Source organism: Clostridioides sp. LIBA-6822 (assembly GCF_056688955.1).
Window position 1 is genome coordinate 3,852,541 of the sequence record NZ_CP196995.1, and the last position, 22,475, is coordinate 3,875,015.

The 22,475-nt window shown below is 28.8% G+C and carries 22 protein-coding genes and 1 riboswitch; of the genes, 2 read left to right on the forward strand and 20 right to left on the reverse strand.

What is annotated here, in order from left to right; genetic code table 11:
* Window position 1 precedes the first annotated feature (1 nt).
* The 15 genes from pstB to ACTG48_RS18255 form a co-directional block, all read right to left on the reverse strand.
* Window positions 2-766, reverse strand: a complete 765-nt coding sequence (gene pstB / locus ACTG48_RS18185; protein ID WP_044213975.1) for a phosphate ABC transporter ATP-binding protein PstB — start codon at window positions 764-766, stop codon at window positions 2-4.
* An 18-nt stretch (window positions 767-784) separates the two neighbouring features.
* Window positions 785-1,609 (reverse strand): phosphate ABC transporter permease PstA, encoded by an 825-nt coding sequence (pstA, locus tag ACTG48_RS18190; protein ID WP_021386214.1) that lies wholly within the window; start codon window positions 1,607-1,609, stop codon window positions 785-787.
* Window position 1,610: 1 nt separating this feature from the next.
* Entirely contained in the window at window positions 1,611-2,528 is a 918-nt protein-coding gene (pstC, locus tag ACTG48_RS18195; protein WP_021386196.1) for a phosphate ABC transporter permease subunit PstC, read from the reverse strand.
* A gap of 368 nt (window positions 2,529-2,896) precedes the next feature.
* Entirely contained in the window at window positions 2,897-4,132 is a 1,236-nt protein-coding gene (locus tag ACTG48_RS18200) for an ABC transporter permease (protein ID WP_479917609.1), read from the reverse strand.
* Window positions 4,133-5,020, reverse strand: a complete 888-nt coding sequence (locus ACTG48_RS18205) for an ABC transporter ATP-binding protein (protein WP_479917610.1) — start codon at window positions 5,018-5,020, stop codon at window positions 4,133-4,135.
* A gap of 144 nt (window positions 5,021-5,164) precedes the next feature.
* Entirely contained in the window at window positions 5,165-6,247 is a 1,083-nt protein-coding gene (locus tag ACTG48_RS18210; RefSeq protein WP_479917611.1) for a sensor histidine kinase, read from the reverse strand.
* A 35-nt stretch (window positions 6,248-6,282) separates the two neighbouring features.
* Window positions 6,283-6,981 carry a VanR-ABDEGLN family response regulator transcription factor gene (gene vanR / locus ACTG48_RS18215; RefSeq protein ID WP_479917612.1) on the reverse strand — a complete coding sequence of 233 codons (699 nt, stop codon included), beginning with the start codon at window positions 6,979-6,981 and terminating at the stop codon, window positions 6,283-6,285.
* Window positions 6,982-7,356: 375 nt separating this feature from the next.
* Window positions 7,357-8,037 (reverse strand): response regulator transcription factor, encoded by a 681-nt coding sequence (locus tag ACTG48_RS18220; RefSeq protein ID WP_479917613.1) that lies wholly within the window; start codon window positions 8,035-8,037, stop codon window positions 7,357-7,359.
* A gap of 49 nt (window positions 8,038-8,086) precedes the next feature.
* Window positions 8,087-10,102 (reverse strand): sensor histidine kinase, encoded by a 2,016-nt coding sequence (locus ACTG48_RS18225; RefSeq protein WP_479917614.1) that lies wholly within the window; start codon window positions 10,100-10,102, stop codon window positions 8,087-8,089.
* Between the two features lie 71 nt (window positions 10,103-10,173).
* Window positions 10,174-10,851, reverse strand: a complete 678-nt coding sequence (gene cmrR / locus ACTG48_RS18230) for a response regulator transcription factor CmrR (protein WP_021386246.1) — start codon at window positions 10,849-10,851, stop codon at window positions 10,174-10,176.
* Window positions 10,852-11,424: 573 nt separating this feature from the next.
* Window positions 11,425-11,508, reverse strand: a riboswitch (cyclic di-GMP riboswitch).
* A 235-nt stretch (window positions 11,509-11,743) separates the two neighbouring features.
* The gene (locus tag ACTG48_RS18235; RefSeq protein WP_479917615.1) at window positions 11,744-12,577 is read right to left on the reverse strand and encodes a phosphate ABC transporter substrate-binding protein; all 834 of its coding nucleotides are present in this window, start codon (window positions 12,575-12,577) and stop codon (window positions 11,744-11,746) included.
* A 256-nt stretch (window positions 12,578-12,833) separates the two neighbouring features.
* Complete coding sequence (gene pepF / locus ACTG48_RS18240; RefSeq protein ID WP_479917616.1) at window positions 12,834-14,618, reverse strand: oligoendopeptidase F; 1,785 nt, start codon at window positions 14,616-14,618, stop codon at window positions 12,834-12,836.
* Window positions 14,619-14,684: 66 nt separating this feature from the next.
* On the reverse strand, window positions 14,685-15,350 hold the full coding sequence (locus tag ACTG48_RS18245) for an MgtC/SapB family protein (RefSeq protein WP_479917617.1): 666 nt from the start codon (window positions 15,348-15,350) through the stop codon (window positions 14,685-14,687).
* A gap of 149 nt (window positions 15,351-15,499) precedes the next feature.
* A complete protein-coding gene (locus ACTG48_RS18250) occupies window positions 15,500-15,661 on the reverse strand; it encodes an aspartyl-phosphate phosphatase Spo0E family protein (protein WP_021386276.1) in 162 nt (53 codons plus the stop codon).
* A gap of 77 nt (window positions 15,662-15,738) precedes the next feature.
* Entirely contained in the window at window positions 15,739-16,248 is a 510-nt protein-coding gene (locus tag ACTG48_RS18255) for a Gx transporter family protein (protein ID WP_021386209.1), read from the reverse strand.
* 206 nt (window positions 16,249-16,454) lie between these two features.
* On the opposite strand from ACTG48_RS18255, the gene ACTG48_RS18260 reads away from it, so the two are divergent.
* Both ACTG48_RS18260 and feoB read left to right on the forward strand, forming a co-directional pair.
* Complete coding sequence (locus tag ACTG48_RS18260) at window positions 16,455-16,673, forward strand: FeoA family protein (protein ID WP_021386230.1); 219 nt, start codon at window positions 16,455-16,457, stop codon at window positions 16,671-16,673.
* 17 nt (window positions 16,674-16,690) lie between these two features.
* Window positions 16,691-18,637: a ferrous iron transport protein B gene (gene feoB, locus ACTG48_RS18265; RefSeq protein ID WP_021386227.1), complete on the forward strand. Its 1,947-nt coding sequence runs from the start codon at window positions 16,691-16,693 to the stop codon at window positions 18,635-18,637.
* Window positions 18,638-18,770: 133 nt separating this feature from the next.
* Here feoB and ACTG48_RS18270 read toward each other — a convergent pair whose 3' ends face one another.
* Genes ACTG48_RS18270 through ACTG48_RS18290 form a run of 5 tightly spaced genes read right to left on the reverse strand, consistent with a single transcriptional unit; the run spans window position 18,771 to window position 22,419 of the window.
* On the reverse strand, window positions 18,771-19,826 hold the full coding sequence (locus ACTG48_RS18270) for an SIS domain-containing protein (RefSeq protein WP_479917618.1): 1,056 nt from the start codon (window positions 19,824-19,826) through the stop codon (window positions 18,771-18,773).
* Between the two features lie 51 nt (window positions 19,827-19,877).
* Window positions 19,878-20,684, reverse strand: coding sequence for a PTS system mannose/fructose/sorbose family transporter subunit IID (locus ACTG48_RS18275; protein ID WP_479917619.1), 807 nt, complete (start codon window positions 20,682-20,684; stop codon window positions 19,878-19,880).
* Window positions 20,671-21,462 (reverse strand): PTS mannose/fructose/sorbose/N-acetylgalactosamine transporter subunit IIC, encoded by a 792-nt coding sequence (locus ACTG48_RS18280; RefSeq protein ID WP_479917620.1) that lies wholly within the window; start codon window positions 21,460-21,462, stop codon window positions 20,671-20,673. Before ACTG48_RS18280 ends, ACTG48_RS18275 begins: the two co-directional genes overlap by 14 nt.
* Window positions 21,463-21,501: 39 nt before the next feature.
* Window positions 21,502-21,924 (reverse strand): PTS sugar transporter subunit IIA, encoded by a 423-nt coding sequence (locus ACTG48_RS18285; RefSeq protein ID WP_479917621.1) that lies wholly within the window; start codon window positions 21,922-21,924, stop codon window positions 21,502-21,504.
* Between the two features lie 15 nt (window positions 21,925-21,939).
* A complete protein-coding gene (locus tag ACTG48_RS18290) occupies window positions 21,940-22,419 on the reverse strand; it encodes a PTS sugar transporter subunit IIB (protein WP_479917622.1) in 480 nt (159 codons plus the stop codon).
* Window positions 22,420-22,475 lie beyond the last annotated feature (56 nt).

Genomic DNA, 22,475 nt, shown 5'->3' on the forward strand with positions numbered 1-22,475 from the left:
TTTAACCAAATCTACCTGTTATATAATCTTCTGTTCTTTTATCCACAGGAGTGGTAAACATAGTTTTTGTATCACTAAATTCTATAACCTCTCCATTTAAGAAAAAAGCTGTTTCATCTGATATACGAGCAGCTTGCTGCATGTTATGAGTAACTATGACTATTGTGTAATCTTTTTTTAAATCCTCTATAAGTTCCTCAACTTTTAATGTTGAAATTGGGTCTAAAGCAGATGTAGGTTCATCCATAAGAATAACTTCTGGTCTCATAGCAATTGCTCTTGCTATACATATACGTTGTTGTTGTCCACCAGAAAGTCCTAATGCAGATGACTTAAGCCTATCTTTAACTTCATCCCAAATAGCTGCTCCTTTCAAACTCTCTTCTACAATTTTATCTAATTGTTTCTTATCTCTTAGCCCTTGTGTACGAGGGCCATAGGCAACATTATCATATATACTCATAGGAAATGGATTTGGTTTTTGAAATACCATCCCTACTTTAGTACGAAGATTTATGACATCATCTGAAATGTATATGTCCTCTCCATCCACAAAAATATTTCCTTTAATTGTTACATCTTCTATTAAGTCATTCATTCTATTTAAAGTTCTTATAAAGGTTGATTTCCCACATCCAGATGGTCCTATTAAAGCAGTAACTTTATTTTCTTTTATGTCCATATTTATTTTATTTAATGCTTGTTTGTCACCATAAAATAAATCCAAATCTTTTACACTCATTTTTATATTATCGATTAATTCCATCATTCACACCTCTTAAATTTAATAATTAGCCTTATTTAACTTCTTAGCAACAAATCTTGCTAGCATGTTTAGTGCTAATACGATTACTATTAAAACAATTCCTATACTAGCTGCTGTTGCTATATCTCCACTCTCTTTAGTCAGTAAATATGAGTGTACAGTTAATGTTCTTGCACTATCAAATATTCCACCTGGCATCTTAGCTACAGTACCTGCTGTAAGTAATATCGCAGCTGATTCTCCAATTATACGACCAACTGATAAGATTATTCCTGATAAGATTCCTGGTATTGCACTTGGAAGTACTACTTTATATAAAGTCTGAAATTTAGTAGCTCCCAGTGCTAATGATGATTCTCTATACGCTTGAGGAACTGTCTTTAAAGCTTCTTCTGTTGTACGAATTATTACTGGTAATATTATTATTGCTACTGTAAGCGAACCTGCAACTATTGAATACCCCATTTTTAATGTAACAACAAAGAAAATTCCTCCAAATAATCCATACACTATAGATGGTATTCCTGATAAACTTTCAGTTGCGAATCTTATGGCTGTAACTGCTTTTCCTTTTTTTGCATACTCTTGTAAATATATAGCAGCTAAGATTCCTATAGGCGTTGCTACGACTATAGAAACTACTACTGTGTATAATGTTGTAATTATCATTGGAAGTATACCACCATCACCTGATGCTGAATAATTGCTGAATAAGAAATTAAAATTCATATTTCCGATTCCCTTTATAAATATAAATCCTACTATGACTACTAACGATACTATTGTAAATAGTGCTGATAGGTATACTAATAATTTTAATGTATTCTCTCTGAACTTTCTCATCTTAATTTACCGCCTTATTTGAAAGTTTATTTAAAACTAAGTTTAAGATTAATATAAATGTAAACAGTACTACTCCAGTTGCAAATAGCATCTCTTGATGTGTACCAAATGCATATCCCATTTCAAGTGCTATATTAGTTGTAAGTGGTCTTACACTGTCTGTTATTGAAGTTGGCATAACTGGTGAGTTTCCTGCAACAAGTATTACTGCCATTGTTTCTCCTAAAGCTCTTCCTACTCCTAATACTACTGCAGCTAATACTCCAGATTTCGCAGCTGGTAATACAACTTTAAAGATTGTTTCTATTTTTGATGCACCAAGTGCTAATGAACCTTCTTTATATGCTTTTGGTACTGCTCTTATAGCTGTTTCTGATACAGATATTATTGTTGGTAACATCATTACTGCTAGTACTATTACTATTGCTAATAAACTTTGACCCTTTGGAAGATTAAACATATTTTGTATCATTGGAACTATCACTGCAAGACCAAATACACCGTATAATACTGAAGGTATACCTGCTAGAAGCTCAACTGCTGGTGACATTATTTTTGCTAACCTCTTAGGTGCTACTTCTGCTATAAATATAGATGTTAATATACCCACTGGTACTCCTATCACAAGTGCTCCAAGTGTTGCAAATATTGATGCTACTATCATAGATGATATTCCAAATTTATTAGCAGAAGGAACCCAATCTGCACCAGTTAAAAAATCTATAAATGAGTATCCCTCAAATATAAATGGTCTTAGTCCTTTATAAAATACAAATCCTATTATCAAAAGTAAACTTGCAACTGCTACCAAAGCACTAAGTAAAAAAATATTTTTTGCTACTTTTTCAATTATATATTTTGTCTTGTTGCCATTATTGTTGTTTTTTTCTAAACCTACTAACCTAGATTTTACTATCATAATATCCTCCCAATCGATTTTCATTCTGTATTCAAAATTTAAATTTTTATAATTCGTATCAATTAAATTTTCTATACTTTTATTCTACTTTTTTTAAGTTAAATCTATATTAGGATTAAGTTAAACAAGTGTAAAATTATATTCACTTTTTTAACATTGATTTTACTTTTAGAACTATATTTGACATTTAATTTACATTACGATGGTATTTTATTATATTAAAATAGCAGATATAAGTAATAATACACTTTATGTGTAATTTATTCCTTATACCTGCTATTAAGATTTGTTAACTAAATTTAACATCTATACTACATATGTAATTATTATATTCTATTGTCTATGTAGCTATTATTTCCATAAAATTGTTATGATACTTGATGTTTACAATAAGTACGAATAGCCAAAAATATAAAAATAGGTATTTCTATCACTGAGAAAAACAGTATAATGTGTGGTGTCCAAAAGCTCATATTCCCTAAATTTAAGAAATTAAATGATGTCATTTGATATAATAAACTAATCTTAAAACCAATTCCCCCTGATGGTAGTAGGTATCCAAACCAGCTAACACCTATTCCCATAGGAATTAAACAAATAGAAAAAGCAATCAGCATAGAAGTAAGAGAATCCTTACATTTTGCAGATAAAAATAATGTCAAACTAACCATTGCAAGTATTGAAATCAGCCCACCAATAGCTATAAGAATCTGTGCTTGTAGTAAATTTATATTTACTAGGCTAATAACAGAAAACAACATTTGAAATGAGGTTCTCAAACATTCAGTGCCAAAAGCTAAATCAGAAATTGCCAAATGGATAGAAATACATACAACAAACATTACTATAAATATAGAAAATAGAGCTAATATTTTAGTAAACGCTAGACGAGTATGTCCATGTTTAGTACAACGAAGGATGCTATCTGATTGTGTCTGATATTCACCAGAAAAAGTAGATGCAGCAATTGCAACACATATAATTAATAATATAAAAATATAAAATACTATATAATCAAAAGCATCTTTAGAATAACCTGGATATATCTCAAATGGAGTATCTACTTTGCTATAAAGCTCTTGAGCCTGCATCTGTGCATTAGAAGTTTGTTGTTCAATCTTCATAATATCATTTAAGTGCGTTTTACATTGTTCATAAAAAGAATCTAAATCATTCGTATTTATTTCTGATAATTCTATTGCAAATCCTGTTTCCGAATTAGCAAATGCTTCAGGAAGTCTATTCAACAATGGACGAATTGCTAGAATACTCTTAGAATAAACATCTAATGGAAAATCCTCACTACCTACTTTTCCATACTTTTCTTCTGTTTTTTTCCATATATTTAAAGCATATTTTAATTTTTTGGGTGTTACAACTCCACTACTAATCTCACTGTTATTAGCATAAATTGTTTTTTTATATTCAATAGCATCCAAACCACTCAATTCGACTACTTTTCCATTATTATCTAAATAATTGATACCCTCATAAGTAATTGGAAGAAAAGCCATCAGCACAGATAAAATTAATGCCAGCAATAATAAAATTAATGTACGACGTGATTGCAACACTCGTTTGATTTCCAAATAAAAAATACGCATTTATTTCTCCTCCTTACTATAAATTGCTTCTGGAAATAACCATAAATATAAATCTTCTAGTCTTGGTTCAACAGCAATAGAGTTATCAATTTGTGACCTTTCTGACAAATAACGAATAGATACTTGATTGTTTTTTTCACTACGCTGATTGATTATACGTAAGTTCATTTCATATTTGGGAATATCTATATTTGATATAAGACATTCCCATACTTTACCCTCTACCTTCTTAACCAGTTTATCAGTTGTACCTACATCAAGAATTTTTCCACTTTTCATAATAGCATTTTGAGTTGATATGTACTCAATATCAGATACAATATGAGTAGATATTAGGACGATACGATTATGAGAAAATTCTGAAATAAAATTACGAAATCTCACTCGTTCACCAGGGTCAAGTCCTGCTGTTGGTTCATCCATTATAAGGATTTTAGGGTCATTTAACATAGCCTGTGCAATTCCCACTCTTCGTTTCATTCCACCAGATAATTTAATAATCTTTTTGTTTTTTACATCAGATAATGTAAGAATTTCCAACAGATTATTAATTTTTCCTTTTACTTCTCTTGGTGGTACATCTTTCAACGCTGCTACATATTCTAGATAATCTTTTACGGAAAAATCTTGGAAAAAACCAAATTCTTGTGGCAAAAATCCTAGTAAATTTCTGTAATCAGCACCCATTGTATAGATATTTTTTCCATTATATAAAATTTTACCATTGGTGGGTTTCATAATGTCTGTAATGATTCTCATCAAAGTAGTTTTACCTGCCCCATTCGCTCCGAGAAATCCCCATACACCTGGTGTTAAAGTAAGGCAAACATCATCTACAGCAATTTTATCCTTAAATTTTTTTGTCAAATGTTCAATTTTTAATTCCATATTTGAAACTCCTCTCTTTATCTACTTACCTGCAAAAACAAAAGTGCCTTGCTCAGTATTTATTTTACTAAACAAAGACACTCATAGTTTTAATATTAAATAGATAATTTCTTAAGAAAATCCTAATATTTGATTCATATTTTACTAAGCAGATGCAGGAAGTGATATAGTAAATATTGTAACTTCATTTTTACTTTGAACAGTAATATCACCACCATGCAAATTTATAATTTCCTTCGCTATAGAAAGCCCCAAGCCTGCACCACCCATATCAGATTTCCTAGCTTCATCTAAACGATTGAATTTTTCAAATATAGCAGAAAGTTGCTCTTCTGGAATTGTCTGACCATAATTTCTAAAAGCAATATCTACCTTGCTGTCTTTATAAACTGCTGAGATAATAATTTCTGTATTAGGATAGCTGTAAGCAATAGCGTTTTTTAAGATATTATTAAACACTCTTGCAAGTTTTTCAGAATCTGCTTTTATCGTTAAATTTTCATTTGCTTTTAGAATAGCTGTATTTCCATTTTCAGATAGTATTGGATAAAATTCATCCTTTAACTGAAGCAACATATAATATAGGTCTACTTTTTCGCAATTAATTTTGATTTGATTAGAATTATATCGTGTTACTTCAAAAAGTTCATTGATAAGTCTTTCCAAATATTGTGCTTTGTCAAGTGCAATTTCGATATACTTAGATTTTTGAGAAATATTCATATTAGGTATTTCTTTCAATAAACTCAAATATCCAATAACTGAAGTAAGAGGTGTCCTTATATCATGTGCTAGATACATTACAAGATTATTTTTTTTATTTTCGGCCTCTTTCACTGCTTGCTGACTTAACAAAACAGACATCTTAATTTGGTTCATTTGTTGTTCTATTTCCTTTAATGGTTTAGATAATTCTACCAAATCATCATTTTGTTGATAAATAGTATGTGTAGCATCGATAATTTCTCTTAAATAATTCCATGGTTTTTTCCAATAAAAATTGAAGATAGTGATATATCCAAGTATAAAAACCAAAAAAAATAATACATCTCTTCTCAACTGAAACCATTTAATAAAAGGATTTGAAAAATTTGAAAATGTATAATCAGCTATAAACATTGAAGCCAACATTATAACTGTGTAGAGAGCTAACATTGTATATAACTTATATTTTATATATGCCTCTGTATTTTGTTTACTATAAGTAAAATTATTAGTCTTTTTCATAATACTACATCCTTTCTTGACAAGAAAAATAGGTGTCAAATCTTGTAGCCAACACCCCAAATTGTTTTTATATATTTTGCTTCATCTACAGTATCACCTAATTTTTCACGAAGATGACGAATATGAACTGTTATAGTATTGTTGCTTTTATTGTAATATTCATCTTTCCAAATAGCATGAAAAAGATTTTCTGAATTCACCACAGAACCTTGATTCTTTAATAATACGTGTAGAATAGAAAACTCTGTTGGTGTAAGTGAAAGAGCTTTGCCATTTAAATGACATTCATATGTCTGGGTATTCAATTCCAGACCTAAAAAAGAAAAAATATGTGAAAATTCATCAACAGACTGTAAACTTCCACTATACTTTTTATACCGTCTAAGTTGTGCCTTTACTCTGGCAACAAGCTCCAAAGGTCGGAAAGGTTTAGTAACATAATCATCAGCACCTAGGGTCAAACCTGTAATTTTGTCTGTTTCTTCATCCTTGGCTGTTAACATAATGATTGGATAAGTATATTTTTCTCGAATTTTTTGGCACAAAGAAAAACCATTTATCCCTGGCAACATAACGTCTAAAATTGCAAGGTCAAATTCATCTAAGTTAATGTAGTTTAGCGCGTCAAGGCCAGAATAAAATTTATAAACAATATAGTTTTCATTTGTAAGATAAACTTCTATTAAATCAGCAATATCACGTTCATCATCTACAACTAAAATTTTTCCACTCATAAACTTTAAAAATCCTTTCTATATATTTATATCTATTATACTAAATTTAACTTTTTTATATATGATTTTTTGCATGAGAATTTATTAAGAAATTCTTAATCTTATTATTTAACTTTTTATTTAGTATATCTTAATCATGAAAATGAAAAATATATGAATTTAGATATGCAATTTGCTTATCTTTTCAAATATAATCTATAAAATAATAATTCAGGTAAAAATCTTTTTAAATAATAAAACTGACTATAATTTAAATGATAAAGCCTAGAAAAATAGGTTTCACCAGTTAAATTATAGTCAGCTATTTTATAATTTCGTTTAGATATTGCTAACATTGCACATTTTTAATACTTATTAGTGATGTTAATATATTTATTATTCCTTATTAAAATAGTAACCTGCTCCTCTTATTGTTATAATTTTTTGAGGATTTTTATAATCTTTTTCTATTTTCTTTCTCAATCCGTTCACTGCAACTACTACACTATAATTATCCTCTAAATATTCATTTAACCACACATGTTCATATATCTCTTTAGTAGTCAATGTCTTTTCAGGATTCTCTATAAAATAATTTAATAATTTATTTTCTGTTGGAGTTAATTTTATTATTTTGTCTTCTAATTTTATTACTCCACTAGTTCTATTGTATTCCTCTAATTTTGAATTACTTTCATTGCTATTTATATATGAATTTACTCTTCTTAAAATTGCTTTTACTTTTGCATATAAAATTTCCAAATTTAGAGGTTTAATCAAATAATCATCTCCACCAGAATTTAAGGCATTTAAAATACTTTGGTCTTCATTTATGTAAGTCATATAAACAATTGGACAAGTAGTTACATTTCTTATTTTCTTGCAGAGAGTCCATCCATCACCATCAGTTAGGATTATCTCTAAAAATATTAAATCATATCTATTACTAAATATTTTTCCAATAGCTTCTTCACAGCTATATGCTAAATCTATAGTTATCCCTTTTCCTTCTAAAAAGTTTTTCAATTCCTGGCAATTATTCTTGTCTCCATCTATTATCAATATCTTAGTTTGCATTATAATCACTCCTAAATATCATTATTCTTTTATATTAAATAACCCATTATTATGAAAAACAGAGATTTAATTTTATTGTAAAAACGGTTCCTTTTCCTAACTCTGAATCTACAAAAATTTCTCCATCATGTTCTTTTACAATGGACTTTACAATATATAACCCTAACCCTTGCCCTGTTGAAATGTCAGTATCTCTTGCTGTAAAGAACCGTTCAAATATCTTTGGTATATTTTCTGGTGGTATTCCTTTACCATTATCAGAAATTTTAATAACTGCAAATTCATCTTCTTTATTCATTGACAAACTTATCCTACCATCAAATGAAGTAAAGCTTAAAGCATTGTAAATTAGATTTTCAAATGCTCTAGCCAATCTTTCTTTATTTATCTTTGCATATATTTTTTTATCTAATAGAGAGAGTTCAAAGTTTACACCACATGCTTGTGTGTCTGGCAAGTTATTTTCATATATCTCTTTGATGAAATCATTTAGACATATCTTCTCACTAAGACCAATTTCTTTATCTTGTGATGTAAATTCTTGTAGACTACGTACTCTACTTTGTACTTCATTTGATTTTTGATTTATCGCAGATAGATAAGCTTTTGTCTCTTCATCTACATGAATATTACCAACCTTTATTAAATCTATAAATGCCTGTATAGCTGAAACAGGTGCTTTTAAATCATGTGCCACATCAGCCAAGAACTTTTTACGTTCATCTAATAGTGTCATAAGTTCATTAGTTCTTAATTCAACTTCATGCTCAAGATTCTTTGTGAGTTTTTCATTTTCTTTTATTATCATCTTGTTCCTATGTATCATCATAATAGAAAATAAAATAACAATTATAAACCCACAGTATTCTGTTTGCCATCCTGTAAATATAGGCTCAAATCTGTTACTAGTCACTGCATCGAATAATACACTAATACCAAACACAATATTTACTGAAACTAAAATATAGGAACTTATATGCTCAGAGCATGTCTTTTTATAGATTGAAACTAGTGAAGACATTAAGATATAAATAAATACAATATATTTATATATATCTATTAATTTTCCATATATATCAACAAAATCTATATAATATGGAAGAAGAACAACTGGTATTACAATAGATATAATACACATTGTAATCCCTAATGGTAAAATTAAAAATCTATATCCTTTATTTTCTTCTATTTTGGATATACTTCCATTTATACAAATAATACATAAGACCGCTATAAAATATGATGAATCCTCAACTGCATATGTAAAGTTTACTAAAGGAAGCCCCAATAGATGCACAAAAGGATATGATACATGTATTGCAAAGAAAATACACATACATCCAAAATAAAAGTAGAGTTTACTTTTTTTTGAAAAAAACCAAACAGCTAGTGAAAATATAGCTATTGCAAAAGTTGTGAAACAAATTATACTATAAAAAAGTAATCGATAAAATACCATATTACTTATGTCTTTTGTTTCCCCCAATGCAGGTGGATAATACAAACCACTATAATAATGTGAAAAATTAGATACATTGATTATAATTTCTGTATCTTTCTTTGCGACAAAACTTACTACTGAATTTTTAATTTTTGGTCTATACTTTTCTGTTCCTACATCTCCCAGTTTAGAAACCATTTCTCCATTTATCCATACTTCACTTGCACAAAAAATTTCAGGAATCTCTAGACTTAATACCTTATCCCTACCTTCATTTTTTATTCTCATACGGTAAGTAGCATTGCCATATGGTGATTGGTTCTCTTTTCTCATAGAGAAATCTGGATATTGACCTATAAAAACGTATTTTGGTTTTATATGTTGTTCTATAAAATCATTTGGTTTAAATATTTTATGGTTATAAAACTCCCAATCATCTATTAAAAAGACAAGTTTACTTTTAGTAAAGGTATTACTATCTATAGTTAAAATTCCATTACTTGCTCTAATAGACTTATATGTATATTTATTATCATATTTATACAGAAGATTTAATCCTGTTATTGCCAACAGAGAGATTATCAATACAATGAGAGTTCCTTTTAGTATATTATACTTTTTCATTGCATCAATCACATCTCTTTCATAGTAGTACTAAATAAAACAAGAACTATTTATTGATTACAGTATCCCACTTACGGTACAAATTTATATCCTTTTCCCCATACAGTTTGAATGTATTGATGCTCTCTGCTTAAAGAATTAATTTTTTTCCTCATCTGTGCAATATGAACCTGTACTGTATGTTGGTCTCCAATATCAGGCATTTTCCAAACTTGATTATATATTTCTATTTTTGAGAATACTTGTTCTTTATTTTCAGCTAGAAACAATAATATTTCAAACTCCATAGTGGTTAAATCGATACTTTTTTCGTCAAAAGTTACTTTTCTTGAGTTCACATTTATCACTAAAGACGAAAATTTTAACACATTAGGAACTGATGTAATGTTTTTATATTGCCTCATACGAGCATATATTCTAAGTTCAAGTTCTTTTAAGCTATATGGCTTTGTTATATAATCATCTCCTCCAGCTAAAAAACCCCGAACTCTTTCTTCTTCATGTTCATAATTAGATAAAAATATTATAGGTATGTTAACCTTTTCTTTTATAACATTGCATACTTTATACCCATCTAAGTCTGGTAATGCAATATCTAGAATTATACAATCTAAAACTACACTTTCTACTATCTTCATAGCCTCTTTAGCTGTCTTAGATATATATACATTAAAACCTATATTTGAAAAATAAATTTGATTTATGTTTAAAATATCAACATCATCATCTACAACCAGTAAGTTATACATTACACCACTCCATTCAAAATATTTCAATCATAGTCTAAGGTTTTAATTATTACAAATTATGATGTTTTATTTTTTATATAACTAGTATTATTATTTTATAATATCTTTACAAACTCGACTATAAAACTTAAGTATTTTTGAATAATTCTTGAATATTGAATTAAATATTAAGATTCATTATTAAATACTAATCAAAGTCTCCGATTGTTGGAAAATGGAGCTTAAGGTGATTTTATATTATAAATTTATTATTTTTCTAGAAACTTGTCAATCAGCCAGTTTGAGTATTGATTTATATGATTTATATAGTTATAATATAAAATAAATTGGATTATTTTGGTAAATGTATTGTTACAAAATGTTTATATTTCGCATCTTGATGTTTATAAAAACGTTATTTTCTTATTATAATTATATTATACTTTAAAAAAAATTCCCCTTTTCCAACAAATGGCTACTTTAAAAGCCAAAATTCCACGTATCAAATTAAATCTAACTACTAATTCAATAGTCTTTAGATTTTTAAATATTTTTGTTAAATTTAAAACAAAAAAAGGCTATGCAATATAAAATTATATTCATAGCCGGTTGCACCACTAACTCCATATACCTCTAGATGCCCAATAATAAGGTATACTTCTCAGTTTCTAAAATATTTTTATTAAAAAATTTTAATACACTTTAATAAATTTCCTTTTTATTCTAACATTGTAATATTATTTTGTCAATATTCCAATATTCTTTAGAGATAATGTACTAAAATATCTATTATATAATTAAAATATTTATATTCATATCACCAATAATAGACAATACCCTGCAAGTTACAGCAACATTTTTATGAGCTTATCTTGCAGGGTACTATATATTCATTTTATATTAAATATTTATATTATTGATTAACTTTAATAAATCCTTTTTCTGAAACAAGTGCTTGTCCTTCGTCACTCAATATATAATCTATTAAAGCTTTACCTTTTTCTGATAAATTATCTTCTTTATTAACTAGTATAAATGGTCTTGATATTGGATATTTATTAGCTATTACATTGGCATCAGTTGCTTCAACATCATTTATTTTCAAACTATTTACTTTCTCATCAACATATCCAAATGATATATATCCTATAGCATTTTCATTTCCCTCAACTGTAGTTTTTATATTTCCTGAACCATCACTTATTTGTGCATCTTTAGTTAATTCTTCTGACTTGAATCCTACAATTTCTTGGAATCCATCTCTAGTTCCTGAACCTTCTTCTCTTGATACAATTACTATTGGAGCGTCATTTCCTCCTACGTCTTTCCAGTTAGTTATCTTTCCTGTATAAATACCTTTAACTTGATCCATTGTTAAATTTTTTACTGGGTTAGTAGTATTAGTTATCAATGCTATTCCATCTATTGCTATCTTAGTTTCCTTTAATCCAGCACTTTTTTCTTCATCTTTTAAGTCTCTTGAACTCATTCCTATCTCAGATGTTCCTTCTATAGCATTTTTTATACCTCCAGAAGAACCAATCTGTTGAACTTCTACACTAACACCTTCATTTTTTTCCTGAAACTTTTCTCCTATAGTTTCCATAAGAGGACCTATTGAAGTCGAACCTGAAACAGAAACTTTATTTGAGTCTGCTGAACCTCCTGAGCCAGAGCCACATCCTACTGCTAAACCTCCAACTAACATTGTACTAGCTAAAAGAACTCCTATTTTCTTTTTAAACATTTCACTTACCCCCGCTTATATTTTAATTTTTTTGTTGTCATATTTTCTATATTTTAATAATACATATTTTTTGTTAAGTGAATATTAGAGCGAGGTTAAGTAAGTGTAAATATTGTTAAATACATGTAAAAATTTAATTTTATATAGTATATTGCTAATTATATTAATTTTTTTAAGTTATTTTTGAAGTATATGAGTATAACGCAACATTTAGAATTATTGCAAACCTTCACTAAGATTATTAATTTGCCACATTCTATAATTCTTTTTCTAGTTTATTAACTAAACCAGCAAATACATTTAAGGCTTCTTCTATAGATTCTTTTTTTGTCATATCTACACCAGCAGATTTCAATTGTTCTAAAGGATACTCTGACCCTCCACTTTTTAAGAAGTTTAAATATCTATCTACAGCAGTACTACCTTCTGAAAGTATCTGTTGACTTAAAGCACTTGCAGCTGAAAATCCTGTAGCATACTTATATACATAGAAATTTGAATAAAAATGAGGGATTCTAGCCCACTCTATTCCTATTTGTTTATCTACTACTGCAGATTTTCCATAATACTTTTCATTCAATTTATAGTATATATCAGTAAATTCATCAGCAGTAAGTGGTTCTCCACTCTCTACTTTTTCATGTACAATTTTTTCAAATTCAGCAAACATAGTTTGTCTATAAACTGTAGTCCTAAATTGTTCTAAATAATAATTTAATAGATATATAGTTTCATCTTTAGACTTAGAATTTTCTAACAAATAATTTATAAGAAGTAATTCGTTTAAAGTAGATGCAACTTCTGCAACGAATATCTTATAGTCAGAATATAAAAATGGTTGACTTGTTCTTGAATAATGACTATGGACAGAATGACCCAATTCATGAACTAAAGTAAATAGAGAATTAAGGTCATTTTTATAGCTCATTAATATATAAGGATGCGAATCATAACTTCCCCAAGAATAAGCTCCTCCTTTTTTACCTTCATTATCATATACATCAATCCAGCCTTCTTCAAAAGCACTCTTTATAGCTTTTAAGTACTCTTCTCCCAAAGGCTTAAGTGCCTCTAATATGATATTCTGTGCTTTATCATATGGTATATCCATATCAAACTTTTCTGTCAAAGGTACATATAAATCGTACATGTGTATTTCATTTAGCCCTAAAAATTTCTTTTTAAGTTCAACATATTTATTTAAAGTAGGAAGACTTTCATCTATAGCTGATATAAGATTATTGTAAACATCCAAACTTACATCATCTGAAAATAAGGAAGCCTCTATTGCTGAATTATATTTTCTAGTTTTTGCATAAAATATCTCTGACTTTATTCCACCATAAAGAGTTGATGCAAATGTATTTTTATATTTTCCATAAGTTGAAAATTCACCTTCAAAAGCTTCTTTTCTAACTCTGTCATTTTTACTTTTTATAAATAAAGAGTAATTTGAATGAGAAAGCTTAACTCTATTGCCTTCTTCATCTTCTATCTCAGGAAATTCCATATCAGCATATGCTAACATATCATATACATTTTCTGGAACTGTTGATAGCTCTGATGTAGCAGCAAGTATTTCTTCTTCTCTTTCACTTAAAGTATGAGGTTTATCTCTTAATATATCCTTGATATACTTTGTATAAAAAGATAACTCCTCATCCTTTAAATATTCATTTAGTTTATTCTCTTCTATAGCCAGTATCTCTGGAACTATATAAGAAGTAGCCACACCCAAATCAGTCGATAACATTTCTGTCTTAGTAGCTCTTCCTTGATTGTCATTGATTCTAGTATCTTCATGTTGTTTCATATGAGTATATACATATAGATTTTGAATAATTCTAGATGCATTTTCAGAAATATTTAATACTTTATATAAATTCTCTTTACTCTCAGAAACTTTACCTTTATACTCTTTTACCTCTTGGATAAGATTTTTTACTTTACTTATGTCTTTTTCGATTTCTTCTTTACTAGAATACATCTTATCTATCTTCCACTTATACTTTTCTTCTACTGTACTTCTATCAGTTCCCATATAATACACCTCTATTTTGATTTGTTTTTATATTTTATTATCTTTACAAAATATATTGTATATATTTTAGTCCAAATAATCTACATTTATTACTCCTTCTATCATATTTATTTCCTTCATAACATCATGTAAGTGTATTCTCTTACCATAAGATACAAAAAAATTAACTTTCCAGTATTCTTCATTACGACATTCTATTTCCATATTTCTTACAATAAGTTGACTTTTTTCAAATTTATCATATAAAAAAGGTATCGAATCCAAATTGCTTAATTTTAATATCAACACATTTTTTTCTTGGCTGAATAAAAACGTATTTATTATCCTAAGTACAAATAATGCTATCATTACAAATAGCCCACCTAAAATTGATAGTTCATAATAACCATAACCTACTGCTATACCAATACACGCAGTTGCCCACATGCCAGCAGCTGTAGTAAGCCCTTTTACTCCACCTTTATTTTTTAAAATTGCTCCTGCACCTAAAAAACCAATTCCAGATAATACCTGAGCAGGCATTCTTGCTGGGTCAGCATTTGTATATAAATTATAATCAGAAAATAACTGAATTGAAGTTATTGAAACAATACAAGAACCTATTGCTATTAATATATGTGTCCTAAACCCTGCAAACTGTCTTATTTTTTCTCTTTCTAAACCTATTATTCCTCCTATTATTAGAGCTAATAGTAACCTTATTGCTATCTCCTTACTTCCTATGTCAACCATAATATAAAACCCTCCTGACCTAATCATAATTATGTCCTACAGATAATTTACACATCAGAAATACTATTTTATATCTTAATATTATTATTAATATATGTAAAATATAGCTATCTGTTAATTTTTGATACAAAAAAACCCACAACTGTGGGCTATTTGCTTAAGTACATGTATTTATTTATTAATATATCTATTTTCTTACTCGATTCTACTAACTCTTCTTGAAATATTTCTGGATATTCTATGTATGTATTTATCTCTTCCCTAACTGCTTCAATCTCATTTTTTAACGTTTCTAATTCATTGTTCGCCATAATAATCACCACTATTACAAATTTGTATATTTTTATATACATTTTATCAAACAATATTATATTTTGTCAATATTATGTCAATAAAACTTACTATAAAAATGCTCCAACTTGGGTACTGTATACCTAGACACTAAGCCTACAAACATACCCGTTACTAACGATGCCATTAACATAAATGGTAAGTATCCTATAGCAAGTATATTTTCTATGATTAAACTTGCAACTATTAATTGACCTATATTATGCCCTATTGCACCTATAATGCTTACTCCAATCAATGATAAACCTTTTATTTTACTTGCTAAATACATAAATAAAAGACTTAGATAAGCTCCTCCTATACTAAATAGAAGATAGGACAAAGGACCTGCGAATATTGATGACAAAATTACCCTGATAGTAACAATTATAACAGTATCTTTGACACCTAACAACATTAATGAAATTAAAGTTATAATATTGCTCAAACCCAATTTTGCCCCTGGAAATATAATTATAAGAGGATTCGGTATATATGTCTCTAATACATATAAAGCTAAACTATACCCTATCATCAGACCTAAAAATGTCATTTTTCTAGTTTTCATTGAGTTAACTCCTCCAAATTTTATCTATCATCTTACATTATAATACAAAATATATAAAAACACCTAATTTAGATTAAAATATTTTTCAATTTATTTAAAATAAACATTAGTGATTTCAATGTGTAATTGCCTCTATAATTCTTGACTTTTTGTATCATACTTGTTACAATTTTAATGATAATGAATTTCATTAGGAGGTGCTAATAATGACTGTTTACGATTTAAAAATAGGAGAAAAAGGACTTATTAATAGTATAGATGGAGATATTAAATTATCTAAAAGATTACTTGCACTTGGATGTATAAATAGTACTGAAATAGAAGTTAAAAAGGTTGCTCCATTTGGAGACCCAATTATAATCAGATTTAGAGGTTTTGACCTTGCTATTAGAAAATCTGATGCTAAAAATATTTCTTTACAATAATAGAGGAGGAGCTACCTGTGATTAATGTAGCATTATTAGGAAACCCAAATGTCGGTAAAACTACTGTTTTCAACCTACTTACAGGTTCAAATCAATATGTAGGTAACTGGCCTGGTGTTACTATAGAAAAAAAAGAAGGATTTATTGGGAAAGAAATAAAAGTTGTAGATTTACCTGGTATATACGCAATGGATACTTTCTCAAATGAAGAAAAGGTTTCTAAATCATATTTAGAAAATGAAGACGTTGATGTAATAGTAAATGTAGTTGATGCATCTAACTTATCGAGAAATCTTTATTTAACAACTCAACTTATGCAATTTAACAAACCTATAGTTATACTGCTTAATATGTTAGATATTGCAGAATCTAAAGGTGTTAATATAGATGCTAAAAAATTAGGTGAAGAACTTGGAGTAATTGTTGTTCCAATTATTGCAAAAAAGAAAAACGGTGTTGAGAGAATAGAAGAAGAAATTAAAGGAGCTACTCAAAAAGCTTTTATATATCAAACAAACTTTGGAAGTGAAACGGAAACATACAAAAAATTAGAATCCATTTTATCAAGATGTACAAAAACTACATATACACACAAAAAATCTATCAGTGATAAAATAGATAATGTAGTTTTAAATCCTATATTAGCCTATCCAATATTTATTGGTGTACTGTTCCTCTTATTTAAATTTACCTTTGATTGGGTTGGAGGACCACTACAAGAGGGCTTTGCTGGTATTATAGAAGCTTATATTTCTGCACCTGCTAGTGATATGTTATCTAACTCTAGCCCGTGGTTTAAGTCACTTATAGTTGACGGTATAATTGGAGGTGTTGGTGGCACGTTACCATTCTTCCCATTAATATTTACATTGTTTTTTGGTATATCACTATTTGAAGATAGTGGATATATGTCAAGAACAGCATTTTTAATGGATAAAGTTATGAGAAAAGTTGGTCTATCTGGTAAAGCTTTTATACCTATAGTTATGGGTATGGGATGTTCTTCTCCAGCTATAATGGCAACTAGAACATTGGAAAGTGAAAAAGACAGAAGAGTTACAGCTCTTATTGCACCACTTATGACTTGTGGAGCAAAACTACCTATATATGCACTATTCGTAGCTATATTCTTTCCACATAATGCTGCCTTAGTGACTACATCACTATACTTGGTTGGTATAGTTATGGCAATAGTGATTGCATTATTCTTAAATAAAACGGCATTTAAAACAGAGGCTGAGCCATTTATATTAGAGTTACCAGAATATAGAATTCCTACTATAGATGCACTTATTAAAAATACATGGAATAAATCAAAAGGTTTCTTAATAAGAGTTGTTACTGTTATGTTTGCAATGTCAGTTGTAATTTGGGGACTTTCTTCATTTAATATTTTTGGATATACAGAAGATATAAATGTAAGCTTTTTGGCTACTCTAGGTCATATTATATCTCCTATATTCAAGCCCCTTGGCTTTGATGATTGGAGAACTTCAGTTGCTATTTTAAGTGGTCTTGGAGCAAAAGAAATCGTAGTAAACTCTTTAAATATACTATATGGTAATCTAAATGTTGTATTGCCAACAATATTTAATGGAGTTACTGCATATACTTTCTTGATATTTACTGCTTTATATACTCCATGTATAGCTGCACTTGCAACTATGAAAAAAGAATATGGCAATAAGATGATGTTTGCATCATTTGCATATCAGTTTGTATTAGCATGGATAATGGCGTTTATAGTTAAAAGTATTGGTGGAGTATTATTTATGGGCAATTCAATAATGGAAGCTTTGATAGGCGGAATAATTATAGTTCTTGCAGTTGTGATTTTATTTAATAAATTCAAGTCTACAAAGAATGGAAATAGCTGTAGTGGATGTTCTGGCTGTAGTGGATGTCCAAGTTCTAATGCTTGTTCAGACGAAGAAAATAATGATAAAAAAAGTAGTACACACTAACATGTAGATGTCTTATATTTAAAGATAAATTTAAAGAACTATCCTTTAAAGATAGTTCCTACAAAAACCTTATTAGAATAATATAGAAGCTATCATACAAACAATTTTAAATTGCTGTGTGATAGCTTCTTTTTTACTTATTCAGCTTCTTACTTCCTAATTTCATATGGAACTTAGTATCTTTTGGAATACTTGGGTCTACTCCCCTTAATATAGGTATTTCTCCGCATATTAATTGTATAGGTATTATAAAGTTAAATGTTTGATAATAATGATTATCTGTAATATCTATTTTTAAGTTTTTATTATCTTCTGTAACTTCTCTACCTATAACAAATACTTTGTCTGTCCATCCAGAAAGTACCTGAACCATTTTGGCTACTCTAGGCTCTTTTCCTGTATCTAATATAAATATAGTTGAATCACTATTTATAGCATTATATATACCATGTATGAACTCCTCAAACTCGTATCCAGTTACAGGTATTCTCATTGTTTCTAATAATTTCAATGCTGATTCTAGTGTATCTCCATATATATCAGAATGACCTATTATTCTTATTTCTTTAGAGTCAATCAGCTTTTCTTTGTTTCTTTCAATCCATTGCTCAGATAACTTATACACTGATTTAAATCTATCAATTGCATCTAATATCTTATTTATCTCCTCATTATACCTTTTACTAGATATTAATCCTTTTTCTCTAGCTATTTGAAGCCCTAATAACATTAAGTTCAACTTTGTACAGTAGTATCCTTTTGTTTTAGCTCCAGATTTTTCTTCCCCACAATTTACTGTTAATATATAATCAGAAATCTCATCTATTAGAGCGTTTTTACAACCTGCCATAGATGCTATTTTACAACCATTGTCTTCTGCTAATTTCATAGCATTATATGTAGAATAACTGCTTCCACCTTGAGATATCCCTACCACTAAAGTATTTTCATTGTTAAACTTAAATGTATCTTCAGTTATCATAAATGGATATATCACTACAACATCTATATCTAATAAATTTTGTAAATATGCTTGTACTTGTACCCCTGAGTGATAACTAGTCCCTGAACCTGTTATTATAATCTTTTTTATATCTTCTTTCTTAACCTCATTAAACAAATTATCTGCATTGGATATCATTTCTCTCATTCTAGTTGGTGTCTCTAAAATATAATCTTGTATTCTCATTTTGTATGCCTTCCTTATCTATAATATATTCAATAAATTATAATTTAAGTTCTATAATAGACCTATAGCATGTAAAACAATTCCTCCTGCTATAATTCCTATAGTTAATTTTGTTACACTTACCTTTTTCTTTAACATGTAATATATTACAAACGCAAAAGTTAAAGGTAGCATATTAGGTATTATTTTATCTAATATATCTTGTAAAACTACTTCTGCACCATTTAAGTTAAATTTCAAAGGAGTGGTTATACTTAACATTGTTGCCACCATTCCTCCTACAACAAATAAACCAACAGTTGTAGCCATAGACATTATTTTCTCCATAAGTCCTTCTTTTTGTATTCTCTCAAGGGAATTTACTCCGACTTGATACCCATATTTAAGTCCAAATATTCTAAGAGCAAATGCTGGTATATTGTATAATAGCAAGAATAATAATGGTCCAAATATATTTCCTTCTTTTGCAAGTGATACTCCTACTCCAGCAGCTATAATTCTAAATGTTCCCCAAAATAGTGAATCTCCAATTCCTGCAAGAGGTCCCATAAGCGCTGTTTTAACAGCACTAATTGAACTTTCATCAAACTCTGAATTGTTAGCGTTTTCTTCTTCCATAGCTGCTGTTATCCCTAATATTGTAGGAACTACTACGGTTGTTGTATTAAAAATCTCTAGATGTCTTTCTATTGCTTTTGCTTGCTTTTCTTTATTATTGTATAGTTTCTTTATTGCAGGTAACATTGAATAACAGTAACCTAAATTTTGCATTTTCTCATAATTGAATGCGCCCTGAAGAGCAAATGAGCGCCAAAACATACTTCTTAATTCTTTTTTTGTTAGTTTATTCAAAGTCAATCTCTCCTTCCGTTAAAGTATTAATTGCCACTTGAGGATTTTGATTATTTTCTTTGTTATTTATATAAAAGTTTAATACGACTGCTACACAAACTCCAAACAGTGCAATTGCAGTTATATCTATCCCACCATAAGATGCTAAAAGGAATCCTATAAAGAAGAATACAGACATCTTTTTTGAAAGTAACATATCCATAAGAAGTGCAAATCCTACTGCTGGTAATAATGTTCCAGCGACGCCTAATCCATCTAATATAACTTTAGGTATTGCATTTATTAATATTGTAACTTTATCAGCACCAATCATGATTGCTAAAAAAGTTGGAACTGATGTACTTAAAAAGAATAGTACTACTGGTATCCACATCATTATAGTAACTTTCTTAAAATCAGCTTGTTTAGCATAAAAAACTGCTTTTTGAGAAAAGTATGAGTTTATTATTCTAACCAATACACCAAGAGATTGCGCTAAGACTGCTACTGGCACTGCAACTGCCAAAGCAACTTCTGCACCATTTCCTGACAATATAGCAAAAGCTGTACCTAATACGCCACCTGTTACTACATCTGGAGGAGTAGCTGCACCTATTCCTGCAATTCCCATCCAAATTAACTCAAGTTGTGCACCAATCATAATTCCTGCCTTTATATCTCCTAAAACTAACCCTACTAACATACCTGTAACTATGGGTCTATCCAGCATAGACTGACCAAATATACGCCCATCTAATATGCCAAAACCTGCTATAATAGCTAACATGATAGCTTGTACTAACATAGTAAACCTCCCTCTTAATTCAGTTTAAATTTAAATTAATTACATCACATTCTTAATTTTATTTTGACTTTCTAATAATTCATTTACATAAATAATTCCATTTTTTGCTTCCTCTAACCCTGATTTAGTTAATAGTTTTGTATCTTCTTCAACTGATAAAAGAACAGATAAAAGCATTGGTAAATTTACTCCTGTCAATAACTCAAATTTGACCCCTTTTAAAAGTAAATTAGTACATATGTTTGCTACACTTCCACCAAATACATCTGTTAGAACAACAAATTCTTCATTAGTTTTGTTATTTGATAGTATACTTCTAATTTCTTTCTCAGCATCATCTGCTGATTTATCTTTTGTCATACAAAAGTACTCAACATTATTTAATGAACCAATTATTAATTTACTTGTATCAACAAGCTCTCTAGACAGTTTTCCATGTGTTGCAATTAAAAATTTTTTCATTTTCTTTCTCCTAAATTATTTTATTAAGTCTGATAGTTTTTTCTTTTTGTCTCTAGGTAACATTCTGAATTCTATATCAATTCCCAAATCAATTATTTCCTTAAAATTATTTATATCATTATCATCAACAGCAACTAAGTCTGTAAGCTTCTTCTTTCCTTCTTCATACCTTAATCCACCTACATTTATTTCTTTTAAAACTCCTCCTGAATTTTTGGCTACATCTAAAGCATCTTTTGTATTTTTTACTAATACTAATACATTACTTTTCTTTGATGAAGCAAATTTTTCTACTATTTCTCCAGATTCTTCTATCCCCCTTATATATAAGGTTACATTGCTAGGCTTAGCTAAATTTAATGACATAGCTTTCATTTGGTCATTTTTTGCTTCATCATTTGCAACTAAGATTACATTTATACCTAGTGACGTTGACCATCCATACGCTACCTGACCATGTATTAATCTGTCATCAATTCTCATTAAAGATATCATTTTCCTTAAATCCTCCATTCTATATTAAAATTTTTACTATTTATTCTCTTACTTAG

Excerpts from the sequence above, each read along its gene's own strand:
- ACTG48_RS18250 (WP_021386276.1), bottom strand. The coding sequence starts at position 15,661 with ATGGCGAACAATGAATTAGAAACGTTAAAAAATGAGATTGAAGCAGTT.
- ACTG48_RS18285 (WP_479917621.1), bottom strand. The coding sequence starts at position 21,924 with ATGAAAAAATTTTTAATTGCAACACATGGAAAACTGTCTAGAGAGCTT.
- ACTG48_RS18280 (WP_479917620.1), bottom strand. The coding sequence starts at position 21,462 with ATGTTAGTACAAGCTATCATGTTAGCTATTATAGCAGGTTTTGGCATA.
- ACTG48_RS18255 (WP_021386209.1), bottom strand. The coding sequence starts at position 16,248 with ATGAAAACTAGAAAAATGACATTTTTAGGTCTGATGATAGGGTATAGT.
- pstC (WP_021386196.1), bottom strand. The coding sequence starts at position 2,528 with ATGATAGTAAAATCTAGGTTAGTAGGTTTAGAAAAAAACAACAATAAT.
- ACTG48_RS18205 (WP_479917610.1), bottom strand. The coding sequence starts at position 5,020 with ATGGAATTAAAAATTGAACATTTGACAAAAAAATTTAAGGATAAAATT.
- ACTG48_RS18220 (WP_479917613.1), bottom strand. The coding sequence starts at position 8,037 with ATGCAAACTAAGATATTGATAATAGATGGAGACAAGAATAATTGCCAG.
- vanR (WP_479917612.1), bottom strand. The coding sequence starts at position 6,981 with ATGAGTGGAAAAATTTTAGTTGTAGATGATGAACGTGATATTGCTGAT.
- ACTG48_RS18225 (WP_479917614.1), bottom strand. The coding sequence starts at position 10,102 with ATGAAAAAGTATAATATACTAAAAGGAACTCTCATTGTATTGATAATC.
- ACTG48_RS18210 (WP_479917611.1), bottom strand. The coding sequence starts at position 6,247 with ATGAAAAAGACTAATAATTTTACTTATAGTAAACAAAATACAGAGGCA.
- ACTG48_RS18260 (WP_021386230.1), top strand. The coding sequence starts at position 16,455 with ATGACTGTTTACGATTTAAAAATAGGAGAAAAAGGACTTATTAATAGT.
- cmrR (WP_021386246.1), bottom strand. The coding sequence starts at position 10,851 with ATGTATAACTTACTGGTTGTAGATGATGATGTTGATATTTTAAACATA.
- pstB (WP_044213975.1), bottom strand. The coding sequence starts at position 766 with ATGGAATTAATCGATAATATAAAAATGAGTGTAAAAGATTTGGATTTA.
- ACTG48_RS18290 (WP_479917622.1), bottom strand. The coding sequence starts at position 22,419 with ATGATATCTTTAATGAGAATTGATGACAGATTAATACATGGTCAGGTA.
- pepF (WP_479917616.1), bottom strand. The coding sequence starts at position 14,618 with ATGGGAACTGATAGAAGTACAGTAGAAGAAAAGTATAAGTGGAAGATA.
- pstA (WP_021386214.1), bottom strand. The coding sequence starts at position 1,609 with ATGAGAAAGTTCAGAGAGAATACATTAAAATTATTAGTATACCTATCA.
- ACTG48_RS18235 (WP_479917615.1), bottom strand. The coding sequence starts at position 12,577 with ATGTTTAAAAAGAAAATAGGAGTTCTTTTAGCTAGTACAATGTTAGTT.
- ACTG48_RS18245 (WP_479917617.1), bottom strand. The coding sequence starts at position 15,350 with ATGGTTGACATAGGAAGTAAGGAGATAGCAATAAGGTTACTATTAGCT.
- ACTG48_RS18270 (WP_479917618.1), bottom strand. The coding sequence starts at position 19,826 with ATGAGAATACAAGATTATATTTTAGAGACACCAACTAGAATGAGAGAA.
- ACTG48_RS18200 (WP_479917609.1), bottom strand. The coding sequence starts at position 4,132 with ATGCGTATTTTTTATTTGGAAATCAAACGAGTGTTGCAATCACGTCGT.